At 41.2% G+C, this 16,325-nt stretch carries 16 protein-coding genes and 1 riboswitch; all 16 genes read left to right on the plus strand.

Annotated features, from left to right (window positions below; translation table 11 throughout):
• The first annotated feature begins 356 nt into the window (after positions 1-356).
• Positions 357-469: riboswitch (SAM riboswitch) on the plus strand.
• A 253-nt stretch (positions 470-722) separates the two neighbouring features.
• Entirely contained in the window at positions 723-1,748 is a 1,026-nt protein-coding gene (locus BLT18_RS08135) for a methionine ABC transporter ATP-binding protein (RefSeq protein ID WP_091272887.1), read from the plus strand.
• Positions 1,741-2,421, plus strand: coding sequence for a methionine ABC transporter permease (locus BLT18_RS08140; protein WP_091273047.1), 681 nt, complete (start codon positions 1,741-1,743; stop codon positions 2,419-2,421). The genes BLT18_RS08135 and BLT18_RS08140 overlap by 8 nt, the downstream gene beginning before the upstream one ends.
• A gap of 15 nt (positions 2,422-2,436) precedes the next feature.
• Positions 2,437-3,378: a MetQ/NlpA family ABC transporter substrate-binding protein gene (locus tag BLT18_RS08145; protein WP_091272889.1), complete on the plus strand. Its 942-nt coding sequence runs from the start codon at positions 2,437-2,439 to the stop codon at positions 3,376-3,378.
• A 119-nt stretch (positions 3,379-3,497) separates the two neighbouring features.
• The gene (locus tag BLT18_RS08150; protein WP_091272891.1) at positions 3,498-3,884 is read left to right on the plus strand and encodes a carboxymuconolactone decarboxylase family protein; all 387 of its coding nucleotides are present in this window, start codon (positions 3,498-3,500) and stop codon (positions 3,882-3,884) included.
• A gap of 771 nt (positions 3,885-4,655) precedes the next feature.
• Positions 4,656-5,450: a Fe-S cluster assembly ATPase SufC gene (gene sufC / locus BLT18_RS08155; protein WP_091272892.1), complete on the plus strand. Its 795-nt coding sequence runs from the start codon at positions 4,656-4,658 to the stop codon at positions 5,448-5,450.
• Between the two features lie 18 nt (positions 5,451-5,468).
• The gene (sufD, locus tag BLT18_RS08160) at positions 5,469-6,779 is read left to right on the plus strand and encodes a Fe-S cluster assembly protein SufD (protein WP_091272894.1); all 1,311 of its coding nucleotides are present in this window, start codon (positions 5,469-5,471) and stop codon (positions 6,777-6,779) included.
• Entirely contained in the window at positions 6,779-8,002 is a 1,224-nt protein-coding gene (locus BLT18_RS08165; RefSeq protein WP_091272896.1) for a cysteine desulfurase, read from the plus strand. Before sufD ends, BLT18_RS08165 begins: the two co-directional genes overlap by 1 nt.
• A complete protein-coding gene (gene sufU, locus BLT18_RS08170) occupies positions 7,989-8,435 on the plus strand; it encodes a Fe-S cluster assembly sulfur transfer protein SufU (protein ID WP_091272898.1) in 447 nt (148 codons plus the stop codon). The genes BLT18_RS08165 and sufU overlap by 14 nt, the downstream gene beginning before the upstream one ends.
• Positions 8,436-8,559: 124 nt before the next feature.
• The gene (sufB, locus tag BLT18_RS08175; protein ID WP_091272899.1) at positions 8,560-9,957 is read left to right on the plus strand and encodes a Fe-S cluster assembly protein SufB; all 1,398 of its coding nucleotides are present in this window, start codon (positions 8,560-8,562) and stop codon (positions 9,955-9,957) included.
• Positions 9,958-10,040: 83 nt separating this feature from the next.
• A complete protein-coding gene (locus tag BLT18_RS08180; protein ID WP_091272901.1) occupies positions 10,041-10,904 on the plus strand; it encodes a DUF72 domain-containing protein in 864 nt (287 codons plus the stop codon).
• 66 nt (positions 10,905-10,970) lie between these two features.
• Positions 10,971-11,795, plus strand: a complete 825-nt coding sequence (locus BLT18_RS08185) for a sulfite exporter TauE/SafE family protein (RefSeq protein WP_091272903.1) — start codon at positions 10,971-10,973, stop codon at positions 11,793-11,795.
• A gap of 38 nt (positions 11,796-11,833) precedes the next feature.
• Positions 11,834-13,234 (plus strand): bifunctional metallophosphatase/5'-nucleotidase, encoded by a 1,401-nt coding sequence (locus BLT18_RS08190; RefSeq protein ID WP_091272905.1) that lies wholly within the window; start codon positions 11,834-11,836, stop codon positions 13,232-13,234.
• 141 nt (positions 13,235-13,375) lie between these two features.
• Entirely contained in the window at positions 13,376-13,675 is a 300-nt protein-coding gene (locus tag BLT18_RS08195; RefSeq protein ID WP_091272906.1) for a YunC family protein, read from the plus strand.
• A gap of 221 nt (positions 13,676-13,896) precedes the next feature.
• Complete coding sequence (locus tag BLT18_RS08200) at positions 13,897-14,691, plus strand: thymidylate synthase (protein WP_091272908.1); 795 nt, start codon at positions 13,897-13,899, stop codon at positions 14,689-14,691.
• Entirely contained in the window at positions 14,688-15,173 is a 486-nt protein-coding gene (locus BLT18_RS08205; protein WP_091272910.1) for a dihydrofolate reductase, read from the plus strand. Before BLT18_RS08200 ends, BLT18_RS08205 begins: the two co-directional genes overlap by 4 nt.
• 64 nt (positions 15,174-15,237) lie before the next feature.
• The gene (yunB, locus tag BLT18_RS08210; protein ID WP_091272912.1) at positions 15,238-16,125 is read left to right on the plus strand and encodes a sporulation protein YunB; all 888 of its coding nucleotides are present in this window, start codon (positions 15,238-15,240) and stop codon (positions 16,123-16,125) included.
• The last annotated feature ends 200 nt before the right edge of the window (positions 16,126-16,325 follow it).

Below are 16,325 nucleotides of genomic sequence, written 5' to 3' on the forward strand. Positions count from 1 at the left end.
GCTACATAAAGAGCCCGCACAGAGCGGGTTCTTTTTTTATGATTTGGCTCTGTTAAAAGTGAGTGGCAGCCTTTCAACACGTGAATGTTTAACGGCTGTTTGTGTGCCCGGCAGACAGGCAGTCAAACTCGCGGGTGAAAAACGAGCTCTTGCTTTCATGAAATGAGCTTCAAAAAGCAAAGTCTGTATTTATGGCAAGTGTCCATTGGCAGAGCCGCTGCAAAAACAAAACAGAATGCAGAAGAAAAAGCGCAAAACAGGGAAGAAGGAGCAGGTGCTGTTTCGGAAGCTGTTCGTTGACAACACTTTGCGCTCGTGCTAGTATGACTTTTGTTAACAAAGTGAAAATAAGCAAACTCTTATCATGAGAGGTGGAGGGACTGGCCCGTTGAAACCCAGCAACCGCCCGCAATATAAGCGGGAAAAGGTGCTAAATCCTGCGAAGTGGACACACTTTGAAAGATGAGAGAAAGGGATAGCGGTACGCCTTTCTGTTCATCAGCAGAAGGGCTTTTTGTTTGGCGTATAAACAACAGCATTTACCAAGTGCATGGTGGTTGACGATGGCGGGAAGGACCTGTAAAGTTTTATAAGTATAATAAAGTCAAACTGGTGCACAATCGCCTTTACACTGCCAAAACGTGGAAAGTCGAATGTTTTTACAGGTAGTTATATTGAGTTTTCTGATAAGTTTCATCAGGATTAATGGAGCGTGGAAGAAAATGATACGTTTACAGCAGTTATCAAAAGTGTTTCAAGCAAGAAGTGACAGCATTAGGGCCGTTGATAACGTTGATCTGTCAATTAATACAGGAGAAATTTTTGGTGTTATTGGTTACAGTGGTGCCGGAAAAAGTACGTTAATCCGTATGCTGAATATGTTAGAGCGGCCAAGTGCTGGTAATGTTACCGTAGCTGATTGGAATATGGCTGATCTTTCTGGACGGAGATTAAGAGAAGCCAGACAAGAAATAAGTATGATTTTCCAGCATTTTAACTTGCTTTGGTCGCGAACGGTCAAAGAAAACATTGCTTTTCCACTTGAAATAGCAGGTGTTTCTAAACAAAAAAGAGCCGAACGCGTCGAGGAATTGACTGAGTTAGTGGGATTGAGCGGCCGCGGAGATGCTTACCCATCACAGCTTAGCGGGGGACAGAAGCAGCGGGTTGGAATTGCCCGGGCGTTAGCTAATAACCCGAAAGTCTTACTTTGTGATGAAGCAACGTCTGCGCTTGATCCAAAAACGACGGATTCTATTCTTGATTTGTTAACCGATATTAATAAGAAGCTGGGTTTAACGATTGTGCTTATCACACATGAAATGCACGTTATTCGGAAAATTTGTCATCGAGTTGCCGTGATGGATGGAGGAAAAGTTGTCGAGCAAGGGCTGGTTATTGATGTATTTCGAAATCCTGAGCAAGATATGACAAAAGAATTCGTGAAACAAGTAACAGAGCCCGAAGAAACATTGGATGCTTTAAAAGATATTCTCAAGTCAAGTGAAAACGGGCTTGTCGTCAAGCTGATGTTCCTTGGGGAAGATGCGGAACAGCCCGTGATGACGGATTTAATTAGAACATGTGGTGTAGCGGTGAATATTTTACAAGGCAAAGTGTCAAAAACGCGTGATGGGAGTTACGGCACATTGTTTGTTCAGCTCCAAGGCAATAAAGAGGAGTTAGATAAAGCATGGCAGTATCTGCAAGAACATCGCGTGGAAGCGGAGGTGTTAAATGATGTTTAATAACCTCCTGGAAACATGGCTGCCTAATGTAAAGTGGGACACCTTGTGGGAAGCAACAATGGAAACTCTTTATATGAGTGTGTTAGCTGTAGCAGCGACATTTGTTCTTGGTATATTTTTGGGGCTGACGCTTTATCTTACTGATAAAGGCAACTTGTGGCAGAATAAAGTGATTCATGCTATTACTGCAGCATTAGTAAATGTATTCCGCTCTATTCCATTTATCATATTAATTATCCTGCTTATTCCATTTACAACCTTTCTCGTTGGAACGATGCTGGGACCAAGTGCGGCACTTCCAGCCTTAGTAATTGGAGCAGCGCCTTTTTATGCGCGCATGGTGGAAATCGGTTTGCGCGAAGTGGATAAAGGAGTCATTGAAGCGGCTCAGTCGATGGGAGCGAATCAATGGCATATTATTTTCAAAGTGCTGCTGCCAGAATCAATGCCTGCCTTGATTTCTGGTATTACCGTTACATCGATTGCATTAGTTAGTTATACAGCTATGGCTGGTGTGATTGGAGCAGGAGGTCTTGGTGATTTAGCATTTAGAGAAGGGTTTCAGCGCACAAACCCAGATGTTACATTTGTGGCTACCATCGCCATCTTAATTATTGTATTTATTTTGCAGTGGATTGGCGACTGGATCACTAATAAATTAGATAAACGATAAAGGGAGGAAGTACACATGAAGCATTGGCTGAAAGGTTTATTTGTTTTTGGCTTTGTCTTTTTGCTGGCTGCTTGTGGCCAAGGAGACTCTGAAGAACAAGAAAGCAGCGGTAACACAGAGAGTGGCGGAGATGCTGGTGAACAAGAAAATTCCACACTCGTAGTTGGGGCAACTAACGTACCACACGCTGAAATTTTAGAATTTGCATCAGACAAGCTGGCAGAAGAAGGTGTAGATCTTGAGATTGAGACATTTAATGATTACATCGTTCCAAATCAGGCTTTAGAAGAAGAAGAGATTGACGCAAACTATTTTCAGCACATTCCGTACTTTGAAACACAAAAAGCAGAACAGGGATATGATTTTGTAAACGCTGGCGGTGTTCATATCGAACCAATCGGTGTATACTCCCAAGATTATGACAGCCTGGATGAGCTCCCTGAAGGTGCAGAAATCATTATGAGCAGTTCCGTTGCCGATCACGGCCGTATTTTAATGATGCTTGAAGAAGAAGGACTGCTTACATTAGAAGAAGGTGCTGAAATTTCGGCTACAGTGGACGATATTGCAGAAAATCCGAAAAATCTTCAATTCCGTGATGATGTCGAAGCCGCGACATTACCACAAGCATACAGAAACGGAGAAGGAGACGCCGTTTTTATCAACTCGAACTACGCGTTAGATGCTGAGCTTAGTCCGCGTGAAGATGCAATTGCTATTGAAGATGAAGAAGAAAATCCATATGTGAATATTATTGCTGTAAGAAATGGAGACGAAGATAAAGAAGAAATTCAAACATTGCTTGAAGTACTCCGTTCTGACGAGGTAACTTCATTTATTGAAGAAGAGTATGACGGAGCAGTTGTTCCGGCAACGGGAGAAGGAGCAGAAGTATCGGAAGAAGAAATAAATGCAGGCACTGATGAAGAGGACAATGAAGATAATGAGGACGAATAATCAAAAACCTGGAGCTGTTAGCTTCGGGTTTTTGTTTCGTTTCACACGTGCGTACAAATTGATTTTGAATGACAATTGATTTCTGCTGCATACTAAACATATAAAAAGGAGGGAGACAGATGGCACAACAAGAACAAAACAATCAACAATCATCGATGATTCAACAAGCACTCTTAGAATATAAAGAAGGTTTAGGCCATTTTACAGAAAAAATACCTAACATTGCGAGAAAATATAATGCATTTACAGAAGCATGTTTTGCAAAAGGGGCTGTTTCTCAAAAAGAGAAGCAAATGATTGCACTTGGAGTAAGTGTGTTTTCACAAGATGAATACTGTATTATTTATCACACAAAAGGGTGTTTGGATCAAGGTTGTACAGAGAAAGAAATCTTAGAAATTATAGGTGTCACGGCAGCTTTTGGCGGGGGAGCGGCAATGAGCCAGGCCGTGACACTCGTACAAGAAGCCATACAGGAGTTTCAAGGTTCAAAGCAGGCACATTAAACAGAGTGGAGTAATTGCAAGAATTTCAAAGCAATTATATAAATGAAATAATTCATTCACAGCCATCCTTTCTCAATGTTAATTGTCAGAAAATATAACAACAAATCCTTTTTGTTATTAGAAAACTTCCTTGCTATAGTGATAACTGTGTTATATTCACAGAAAGGATGGATTTGTTATCCACACATTGAACACCGCTCATACGAGCGAAATGGAAAAAGCGATGTATCAATCTCATGGCTTTGGTTATGCGGAGTACAACCGCAGCTTGAAAAAAAGAATGGAAGTAGAGAAATCGCGTGAAGCTGAATACAAAGAGAGTTGTCAACTGGCGACAGAACTTCAAAATCGTTCATAAATACAAAGAAAAAGAAAGCCTGTTAACAGGCTTTCTTTTTCTTTTATCGTAAAACAGGAAAGGGTAGAACGATGTTTTCTGGAGTTTCTTCGTCTTAGAAGAACTTTCTTTTTCTGGAACGCTTGCGCTTTTCTTGTCCATTGACTTCTGCTATAATAGCACAAGTACATGAATACGGGGGGCTGTGAACTTAAGGTGTTTTCTTAAGCCAGTCCCCCGTTTTTCATATGTATATTGGCAATTCGTTTGTTATTTTGAAGAAATTAGGGGAAAATAGAGGATATGCATTTTAAAGGGAGACGTGCTTTCTTGAACTTTAATTGGATTTGTTTTAAGATAATAATGAGAATAGATTGAGAATCAAGAGGATTTATAAAGAATCCCTTAATACTAGATATGGAGGTATACACAACATGGCAGCTTCAACCATTAAGATTGAGAATCTTCACGTGGAAATTGAAGGTTCTGAAATAATCAAAGACTTTAATTTGGAAATTAATACAGGTGAGGTCCACGCTATTATGGGACCAAACGGAACAGGGAAGTCCACATTGGCATCAGCTATTATGGGTCATCCAAAGTATGAAATTACACAAGGGTCCGTACATTTGGATGGAGAGAACGTGTTGGAAATGGATGTCGATGAACGAGCAAAAGCGGGAATGTTCCTTGCCATGCAATACCCAAGTGAAATTAGCGGTGTGACAAACGCTGACTTTATGCGTTCCGCGATCAATGCCCGCCGTGAAGAAGGCGATGAAATTTCTCTTATGAAGTTTATTCGCAAGATGGATGAGAAAATGGATACCTTAGAAATGGACCAGTCATTTTCTCAACGTTACTTAAATGAAGGGTTTTCCGGCGGGGAAAAGAAGCGCAATGAAATTCTTCAGCTTATGATGCTCGAACCAAGATTTGCGATTTTGGATGAAATTGATTCCGGACTGGACATTGATGCTTTGAAAGTTGTTTCTAAAGGCGTCAATGATATGAGAAACCCTGAATTTGGCTGTTTAATCATTACTCACTATCAGCGCTTGTTAAACTACATTAAACCAGACAAAGTGCATGTTATGATGCAAGGACGCATCGTCAAGTCCGGCGGAGCAGAGCTTGCAGAGCGTCTGGAAGCAGAAGGGTACGACTGGATTAAAGACGAACTCGGTATTGAAAACGAACAAGTCGGCGACCAGCAGCAGGAAGCGTAATAGCAGGGAGGTTATAAGATGTCAGTGGATACGAAATGGACGTACGATGAAGATTATGTAAAAGAGTACTCCCAACAACGTGGGGAGCCAAACTGGCTGACGGAAGAACGACTTGCTGCTGCACGCTTGGCAGATAAGCTTGAACTTCCAAAGCCGGAAAAGACAAATATTAAAACGTGGAATTTTACAGAATTTAAACATGATGCCGGCGTGAAAGAAACGATTGATGATGTGGAAAATCTTCACGAAGATGTACAAAAGTTAATTGACCGCAGCACGGATGAGCAGAATTTAATCGTCTTCCGTGACGGGCATCCTGTTTACCGTTCAGTAAGCAAACGGTTAGAGGAACAAGGCGTATTATTTATGGATATAGAAACTGCTGCTAAAGAGCACGGCGACTTGCTGCGCCAATATTTCATGGGTAAAGCTGTAAATGTTGATGAGCATAAGCTTACGGCTTTGCATGTAGCACTAATGAATGGCGGCACGTTTGTTTACGTTCCTAAAAACGTGCAGGTGGAAGCGCCGCTGCAAGTTATTTATTGGCAAGAAGACCCTGAAGCTGCTTTATTTAACCACGTTGTCGTTGCAAGTGAAGACAACAGTGAGGTGACGTATTTAGAGAACTATGTTTCCTTCCAAGAAGAGCAGAAATCAGTTGCCAATATTGTAGCGGAAGTATACGCCGGAAGTGGTGCCAAAGTTTCCTACGGCGGTGTGGATCACTTGGAAAAAGGCATGACAACGTATGTGAACCGCCGCGGATATGTAGAAAAAGATGGACGTATTGACTGGGCGCTTGGGCAAATGAACGAAGGAAACACGGTGTCAGACAATACAACGATATTAGCCGGTGACGGTTCATATGCCGATTCAAAATCCGTATCTATTGGGCGGGGCGATCAAAGCCAAAACTTTTGGACGCATATTATTCACCATGGAAAACATTCCGATGGACAAATTCTTACACACGGTGTTATGAAAGATAAGGCTTCTTCTATCTTTAATGGTGTAACAAAAATTGAACATGGTGCTACAAAATCTAATGGGGAACAAACAGAACGTGTATTGATGCTTAGTGAAAAAGCACGTGGAGATGCTAACCCTATTTTATTAATTGATGAAGATGACGTTACAGCAGGTCACGCTGCATCTGTAGGGCGTATTGATCCATTGCAAATGTTCTACTTGATGAGCCGCGGCTTGCCAAGAAGTGAAGCAGAACGACTAGTTATTCACGGGTTCTTAGCTCCTGTAGTAAATGAACTTCCTATTCAATCGGTAAAAGACCGTTTGAGAGAAGTAATTGAAAGGAAAGTGTATTAATGGATGTAAAGGAAATTCGCAAACAGTTTCCTATCTTGCACCAAGAGGTAAATGGTCATCCTCTTGTGTATTTGGACAGTGCTGCAACGTCACAAAAACCAGCCAAAGTAATTGAAAAGCTGGATGATTATTATCGCCGCTATAATTCGAATGTGCATCGAGGGGTTCATACGCTTGGAAGTATTGCAACAGATGAATATGAAGGAGCGCGCGAGAAAGTTCGCTCCTTTATTCACGCATCAAGCATCCAAGAAGTCGTGTTCACTAGAGGCACGACCACTGCTATTAATACTGTTGCACAAAGTTACGGACGCACTCGGCTCAAAGCTGGTGATGAAATTGTAATTACGCCGATGGAACACCACAGTAATTTAATTCCTTGGCAGCAATTAGCAAAAGTTACCGGAGCGACGCTGAAGTATATTCCATTACAAGAAGATGGCACGCTCTCTTTAGATGATGTGAGAGAAACGATTACTTCTAACACGAAAATTGTTGCAGCAGCGCATGTTTCTAATGTTTTAGGGACCATCAATCCAATAAAAGAAATAGCACGTATTGCTCATGAAAATGAGGCGGTTATTCTTGTTGATGGAGCACAAGGAGCTCCCCATATGAAAGTGGATGTGCAAGAGCTCGATTGTGATTTTTACGCATTCTCTGGCCACAAAATGGGCGGACCGACCGGTATTGGTGCCTTATACGGCAAGAAGCAGCTGCTTGAAAACATGGAGCCTGTGGAATTTGGCGGTGAAATGATTGATTTTGTAGATTTGTATGATTCTACTTGGAAGGAACTGCCGTGGAAATTCGAAGGCGGTACGCCAATTATTGCTGGTGCGGTTGGTTTAGGTGCAGCGATTGATTTTCTTGAAGACATTGGACTAGAGAATATCGAAAAGCATGAAGAAGAACTTGCTGCTTACGCTCTTGACAAATTACAAGAAGTTGACGGCCTTCATATTTATGGTCCAAAAGAGCGTGCAGGTTTGGTGACATTTAACATTGATGACGTTCACCCTCACGATGTTGCAACGGTGCTCGATGCAGAAGGTATTGCCGTACGGGCCGGCCATCATTGTGCACAACCATTGATGAAATGGCTGGATGTAGCGGCAACAGCTAGAGCAAGCTTTTATGTGTATAATACAAAAGAAGATATTGATGCCTTAACAGAAGGGTTAATAAAAACAAAGGAGTATTTTGGTGATGTCTTTGCATAGCAATCTAGATACTCTTTACCGTCAAGTGATTATGGATCATTATAAAAACCCTAGAAATCGGGGAGAACTTGAAGGTGAGACACTGCATGTCAATATGAACAATCCAACATGTGGTGACAGAATTCAGCTGCAGCTAAAAGTCGAAGACGAAAAAATCGTCGAAGCAAAGTTCGTTGGGGAAGGTTGTTCAATCAGTTTATCCTCTGCTTCGATGATGACAGAAGCAGTGAAAGGCAGAACGGTAGAGGAAGCTCTTGACATGGCAGATATTTTTTCAAGTATGATGCAAGGTCAGGATTATGATGATGAAAAATATGACTTAGGTGATATTGAAGCTTTGCAAGGTGTGACAAAATTTCCAGCGCGTATCAAATGTGCAACACTTGCATGGAAAGCGATGGAAAAAGGGTTTCATGACACGGACAGTGAATAAAGTCTAGAAAGAATAGGGCATACCCCTTTCTTTTTGAAGGAGAAAGCCCCTATAATAAAAAGAGTATCCCATTGAAGAATAACTTCAATGATTCTCTGTATTTCCCTAAAAGGAGGTTACCCGCATGGCAAAACAAATGCCAGAAATCGGTGAATACCAATACGGGTTTCATGATAAAGACGTTTCGATATTCCGTTCAGAACGAGGGTTAACAGAAAACGTTGTGCGAGAAATTTCGAACATGAAGGAAGAGCCGGAATGGATGTTGAATTTCCGCCTCAAGTCACTCGAACAATTCTATAAGATGCCAATGCCTCAATGGGGCGGCGACCTTACTGGTTTAGATTTTGATGATATTACGTACTATGTAAAGCCATCTGAACGTTCTGAGAAATCTTGGGATGAAGTACCAGAAGAGATCAAAAACACATTTGACAAATTAGGTATTCCAGAAGCAGAACAAAAATACTTGGCTGGTGTTTCCGCACAGTACGAATCCGAAGTTGTTTATCACAACATGCAGGAAGACTTAGAAAAGCAAGGTATTGTATTTAAGGATACGGACACTGCTTTAAAAGAAAATGAAGATATTTTCCGTGAGCATTTCGGAAAAGTAATACCGCCTTCTGATAATAAGTTTTCAGCACTAAACTCTGCGGTTTGGTCTGGCGGATCATTCATCTACGTGCCAAAAGGCGTAAAGACAGATACACCATTGCAAGCATACTTCCGCATCAATTCGGAAAACATGGGGCAGTTTGAACGTACGTTGATTATTGCAGATGAAGACAGCTCTGTTCACTACGTAGAAGGTTGTACAGCACCAGTGTATGGAACAGATTCTCTTCACAGTGCAGTTGTTGAAATCATCGTTAAGAAAAATGCTTACTGCCGTTATACAACCATTCAAAACTGGGCACCTAACATTTATAACTTAGTAACAAAGCGTGCGATCGCAGATGAAGGCGCGACTATGGAATGGGTAGACGGCAACATCGGTTCTAAACTTACGATGAAATACCCATCTGTCATTATGCGTGGACCTGGTGCAAAAGGTACGATACTCTCCATTGCCATTGCAGGAAAAGGACAGCATCAAGATGCAGGCGCTAAAGTGATGCACTTAGCACCGAACTGCTCTTCTACGATTGTGTCTAAGTCTATTTCTAAGCACGGAGGAAAAGTAACCTACCGAGGAATTGCACACTTTGGACGTAAAGCAGAAGGTTCATACTCTAAAGTGGAATGTGATACGTTAATTATGGATAACGAATCTACTTCCGATACCATTCCGTATAACGAAATTATGAACAACAACATTACACTGGAGCACGAGGCTACAGTATCGAAAGTTTCTGAGGAGCAGCTCTTCTATCTCATGAGCCGTGGTGTATCAGAAGAAGAAGCGACGGAAATGATTGTAATGGGCTTTATCGAACCATTTACAAAAGAACTTCCGATGGAGTATGCGGTAGAAATGAACCGTTTGATTCGATTCGAAATGGAAGGCTCTATCGGTTAATCTGCAGCAGCTCCAATATTATTTCCTTTCAAAGCGGACCCCTCAGCTGGGTTCGCTTTTTGCACGTTACGGAGGTGTTTGGATTGATTTATGTCGGTTTAACAGGATGGCGCGACCATGATATTTTGTATCCTCCAGGAACGCGGCAGACCGAGAAATTACAAGCATACAGCAGTCATTTTCCAACGGTTGAAGTGGATGCTGCTTTTTATGCCGTACAGCCCTTTAAAAATTACGAAAAATGGAGTCAGGAAACACCGGACTCCTTTCGTTTTATTGTGAAGGCATATCAAGGAATAACCGGCCATCAGCGTGGAGAAATTCCGTTTTCTTCGATGGAAGAGATGTTTTCGGCGTATATTGAGTCACTAAAGCCTTTAACAGAATCGAAAAAGTTAGGGATGGTGTTGTGTCAGTTTCCACCCTGGTTTGATTGCAGCCGGCAAAATGTGGAGTATTTGCGATTGGTAAGAGAAAAGCTTTCCGATTTTCCTTGTGCCCTGGAATTTCGGCACCAGTCATGGTTTTCAGATCAATACAGAGAAAAAACATTGGATTTTATGAAAAGAGAAAATTGGATCCATAGTATTTGTGATGAGCCGCAAATAAAAGAAGGATCGGTACCGATGGTTCTTCATCCAACAGACGAAACAACAACACTTATAAGGCTGCATGGCAGGAACAAAGCAGCCTGGAGCCAGCCGGTGCAAGGGGAGAACTGGCGAGAGGTTCGTTATTTATATGATTATTCAAAGGAAGAGTTAGAACAGTGGCATAAGCGTGTGAAGATGTTAGAAAAACAATCACGCCACATTTATTTTATTTTTAATAATAATTCAGGAGGGCATGCTGCTGGAAATGCAAAGACATTTTTAGATATGGCAGGCATCCAATATAAAGGTTTGGCACCACGGCAATTGTCGTTGTTCGATGACATAGACTCATAGTACAATATAAAAATAACGGGGCGCGAGACAGACAAAGGGTTTTTGGCAGAAGAAAAGAGGGGTTATATGGTTTGGGTAATACTGGTGTTAACAGGCTTGGGAGCCGGGATGCTTGGGAGTCTCATGGGGCTTGGTGGAGGCGTTATCGTTGTACCGGCCTTAATGATTTACGGGGGGATGCATCCATTTTTTAGTGATGTGACTCCACAGACGGCTGTCGGGACGTCGCTTTTAATTATGATTTTTACCGGGTTGTCTTCTACACTGGCCTATATGAAACAAAAAACTGTGGATTATAAAGCAGGATTAATTTTTTTCATAGGAAGTGGTCCAGGAGCATTATTTGGTGTCTGGTTAAATAAAGATCTTGATGTGGCACCATTTTTAATTTGTTTTGGCTTGTTTATGATAATGGTTTCCTTTATCCTGATTATTCGTAACAGGTTAAAGCCTCTTCCTATCAAAGGCAAAGGGATAAGACGAGTATATACAATGGAGAATGGCAATGAGATCGAATATGGATTTACCCCTGTGTTTGCGATTGTGTTGTCATTTATCGTTGGGATGTTTTCTGGTTTGTTTGGAATTGGCGGCGGTTCATTAATGGTTCCGGCCATGATATTGATGTTTGGATTTCCACCGCATTTAGCAGTAGCGACATCGATGTTTATGGTGCTGCTGTCAGCTCTAATCAGCTCTGTTTCTCATATCGCACTGGGAAATGTTGAATGGTTATATGCTCTAGCTTTGATACCAGGAGCTTGGGTTGGTGCAAAAGCAGGAGCATTGATTAATCGTAAATTAAACAGCACAACACTAGTGATGATTCTTCGCATTTTTTTAATTGTGATTGGAATACGACTAATGTGGCAAGGATTTACAGGGTTATAAGAAGCAAATGATCAGAAAAAGAAAAGGCGGTGCAATCATTGTCTTCGTTAGTACCTATTTATTTGTACCACACAAATGATCTTCACAGTAATTTAAAACAGTGGCCGTCTGCCGTGTCATACATAAAAAAACGCAGAGAGTTTCATCAGGTAAAAGAGGAAACTGCTTTGTTTTTTGATATAGGCGATCATGCGGACAGAGTTCATCCAATGACTGAGGCCACACGCGGAAAAGGAAATGTAGAACTGTTAAATGAGGCGGGCATTCAATACGTGACCATCGGAAATAATGAAGGCATCACGCTTTCTAAAGAAGAATTAGATCATTTATATGAGGATGCTTCTTTTAAGGTACTGGTTGCTAATTTGTTTTATAAAGACGAGTCGCGCCGTCCAGACTGGGCGGAACCATTTGATATCATTCAAACAAAAGAAGGTGTCCGCATTGGAATGATTGGCGTCACGGTAGCATTTTATCCTTTTTATAAAGAGTTAGGCTGGGACATAAAAGATCCAATGGAAGTGCTTCCAGCATTGCTGGAGGAAGTGAAACAAAAATCCGATATTATTATTTTGCTGTCACATTTAGGATATCCGCAAGATGAACAGGTAGCGGAAACATTTGAAGATATTGACGTTATTTTAGGGGCTCATACGCACCACTTATTAAAAACATCTGTTTTAATTAATAATACATTGGTAGCACAGTGTGGTAAAAACAGCTATTACGTTGGACAAGTGGAAATTCAATTTGATCTTTCGTCAGGCAGCATTGTAAAAAAGGCGGGGGCAGCAGAGGAAATTAGTCATGAATCTCCTGCTGTGCCGACCCAGCAATTGTTAAGAGAGCTTGAGACAAAAGCGGACAGCATATTAGAAGAACCCATTGCTTCGATACCAGCTGCGCTGCCTGTGTCTTGGACCGAACCATCTCCGTTTGCAGATTTGCTTGCAGAAGGCTTAAGAGAGTGGTGTCAAGCTGATATCGCTATGCTGAATTCTGGTTTGCTGCTTGATTCACTTGAATCGGGGGAAGTGACACGCAAAGACTTGCACAGGTTGTGTCCTCACCCAATTAATCCTTGTCTTGTTCACGTGAAAGGAGCAGTATTAAAGGAAACCATCTCGGCTGCTTTTACAGAAAAGATGATTCACCTGCCATTAAAAGGACTTGGTTTTAGAGGAGAAAAATTAGGGAGAATGGCGTTTTCAGGTATAACAGTTGAATGGGAAGAAGGCGAGAGTCACTCTCCGATTGTTGGTGTTTTCATTCAAGGAGAACCGCTTGATCCAGACAAAACGTACGCATTAGCAACTGTTGATATGTTTACGTTCGGGCCATTATATCCCGGTTTATCGCAAGCAAATATGAAAAAATATTTCATGCCCGAAATGATGAGGGATGTACTGCTGCAAACGTTAAAGAAACGCTACACTTGAACTGCCCCCACTTAACAATCTTGCGGTCCGTTTGACATGCGTGTTTTCTTGCTTAATAACGATAAAGGAAAAGACAAGTTTCGTCCTTCCTCTCTGTTTCATATGGTAATAATAAGCCCACAGAAAGAGAGGGAGCCGGAAATGATAAAATTGGAACCGGTAGAGCTGCATAACAAATTGTATACTGCTATTGTTGTAGAGCTGCCTGAAACGTCGCTTACGATTGTAACAGGCAAAAAAGGTTATATTATGTGCGGTGCCTTGGATATTGATATACTAAATAAAAAATGGCCGAATAGAAAAATGCCGGCTGCAAGAGCGTTAGGCGTACAAACCATCGATGAACTATTAGAAGCTCCATTGGCAGATGTCAGCAAAGCAGCAGAAGCATTAGGAGTAAAAAAAGGAATGACGGGTAAAGAAGCACTGTATTACATGTAAGGAGTGCAGTGGCAGTTGGTAAAAATACACCGACTGCTTTTTTCTGTGCGAAGAACATTTAATCTTGGTAAGAGCCGAATGCTGTACATGAATGGCAGAGGGAAACATATCACGTTTTCTAAAAGATGTGGTGACAAGCAGGGGAAAGCTGGAGGCATTGAATCCATCTGAATGGTAATATAAAATAAAGGCTATGATGTTTGTAGAAAGGCGGCAAAATAATGGAACAATACTTAGATTTATGCAGACATATCTTAACAAATGGTACGAAAAAAGATGATCGGACAGGCACCGGCACCATTAGTACATTCGGCTGGCAGATGCGCTTTAATTTAGAAGAAGGTTTTCCTGTCTTAACGACGAAAAAACTGTATTTACGCGCAATTATTCATGAGTTGTTGTGGTTCTTAAAAGGTGACACAAACGTAAAATACTTACAAGATCATAACGTGAAAATTTGGAACGAGTGGGCAGACGACAACGGTGATTTAGGTCCAATTTATGGAAAACAATGGCGTTCATGGGAAGGAGCGTCTGGAAAAACAGTTGATCAAATCACAGATGTAATTCATCAGATTAAAACAAACCCTACTTCCCGCCGGCTGGTCGTCAGCGCTTGGAATGCAGCAGAAATTGACGACATGGCTTTAGCTCCATGCCATTGTCTTTTTCAATTCTATGTAAATGACGGCAAGCTTTCTTGCCAGCTGTATCAGCGAAGCGGTGATGTGTTTCTTGGTGTTCCATTTAATATTGCCTCTTACGCTTTGCTGACGAAAATGATTGCTCAAGTGTGCGGCTTAAAAGCTCATGAATTTGTTCATACATTCGGGGATGCTCATATTTATTTGAATCATATCGAACAAGTGAAGCTTCAATTAACGAGAACACCAAGAAAGCTGCCGGAAATGAAAATAAATCCGGATGTAACCTCTATTTCCGACTTTACGATTGATGACTTTGAATTGGTGGGGTATGACCCGCATCCTCACATTAAAGGAGAAGTATCGGTATGATTTCCTTTATTGCAGCAATGGACGAAAACCGTGTGATTGGTTATCAAAACGCCATGCCCTGGCACCTTCCCAACGACTTAAAACATTTTAAAGAAACAACACAGAAACATCCAATTATTATGGGAAGGAAAACATATACAGCGATTGGGCGCGCGCTTCCAAAACGCCAAAATATTGTTGTCACGCGCGATACACAGTTTGAAGCACCTGGCTGTGACATTGTTCATTCTTTTGAAGAAGCTATGGACATCGCCGAGTCTCATGAGGAAATTTTTGTGATTGGCGGCGAGACGTTATTTCAGCAATGGTTTGATAAAGCTGATAAACTGTATCTCACTATTATTCATGATATCTTTGCAGGAGATACGTATTTTCCAGCATGGGATGCAAAAGATTGGACAGTCGTGGAAGAAACGCAAGGCGCCACAGATGAAAAAAACCGTTACCCTCATACATTTCTTACGTTGGAAAGAAATCAATAATAGATGGGCTGAACCCGTTCTTTTTTGCATATAGATGTAGCAAGCAAAGGAGGACGGGTTTCGCATGAGAAAACACCGGGGTTTTTTTAAAGTCAAGAGCCGTCCTAAAGGACCACTTCCTTTTCATTATGTCTTTATTCTCTCTCTTTTATTGTTTACACTATTTACGATGCAAGGCCTGTGGCTTGTGGAAAAAGGGATTCGACCGACATTGATGGCAATCGCTCATACCGAGACCCAAAAAATAGCCACACAAGCTATTAATGATGCGATTTCAAACAAAATTGTTGACTCCATGGATATTGAGGATTTAATGCAGATTGAAACAGACAGCAATGGTCAAGTGACATCAGTGAAGTTTAATTCGGAGATGTATAATCGCGTGTTATCCGAATCAACGTTGCGCACACAGAAGTATTTAAAAATGGTAGAAGAAGGGACAATTGAAGACCTCGGACTACCTGAAGAAATTGAACAAGAACTCGAAACGGAGCATTTTACAGATGAAGGTATTATTCACATGATTCCTTTAGGACAGGCGACGAATAATGCGCTTCTCGCTCAATTGGGACCAAGAGTCCCTGTTCAATTTTCAGCTATTGGTGATGTGAAATCTTCGATGAGTGAAAAGATTTTTGAATCAGGCATTAACAATACGTATATTCGTGTTTCCGTAGACATCGAAGTAGACGTTCGCGTAGTTATTCCATTTGCTACGGACACAGCGGTTGTTTCAACATCTGTTCCTGTTGGCATGGTATTTATTTCAGGTGAGGTACCACAGTTCTATAATGAAGGAGACGGTAACATGCCTGCGCCGGCTATTATTCAAGAACAAGACCTTCATGAATCAATGGAAAGTGAAGAAGAAAGTGAAGGACATGTGGATGCAGAAGTAGAAGAAGAGCTCGAAACACCAGAAGAGCCGCTGGAAATTCCTGCAACAGATTAATTGGTGAAAATCTTTATTTTGACAAATATCGCACAAATCATTATAATGAAAAAACGAATTTATTAGAATTATTATAAAGAATAGAGGAGTGCATGTTATGAAAAACAGGTATTAAAACCAATGTGTTTATTGGAAAATATTATTTGAAAAGCATAATACCATGAACTAGATTATTTTTTTCTGAATTTTCAATAATATAA

Origin of the sequence: Alteribacillus persepolensis (genome assembly GCF_900099605.1) — a bacterium.
Classification (GTDB): Bacteria; Bacillota; Bacilli; order Bacillales; family Marinococcaceae; genus Alteribacillus; species Alteribacillus persepolensis.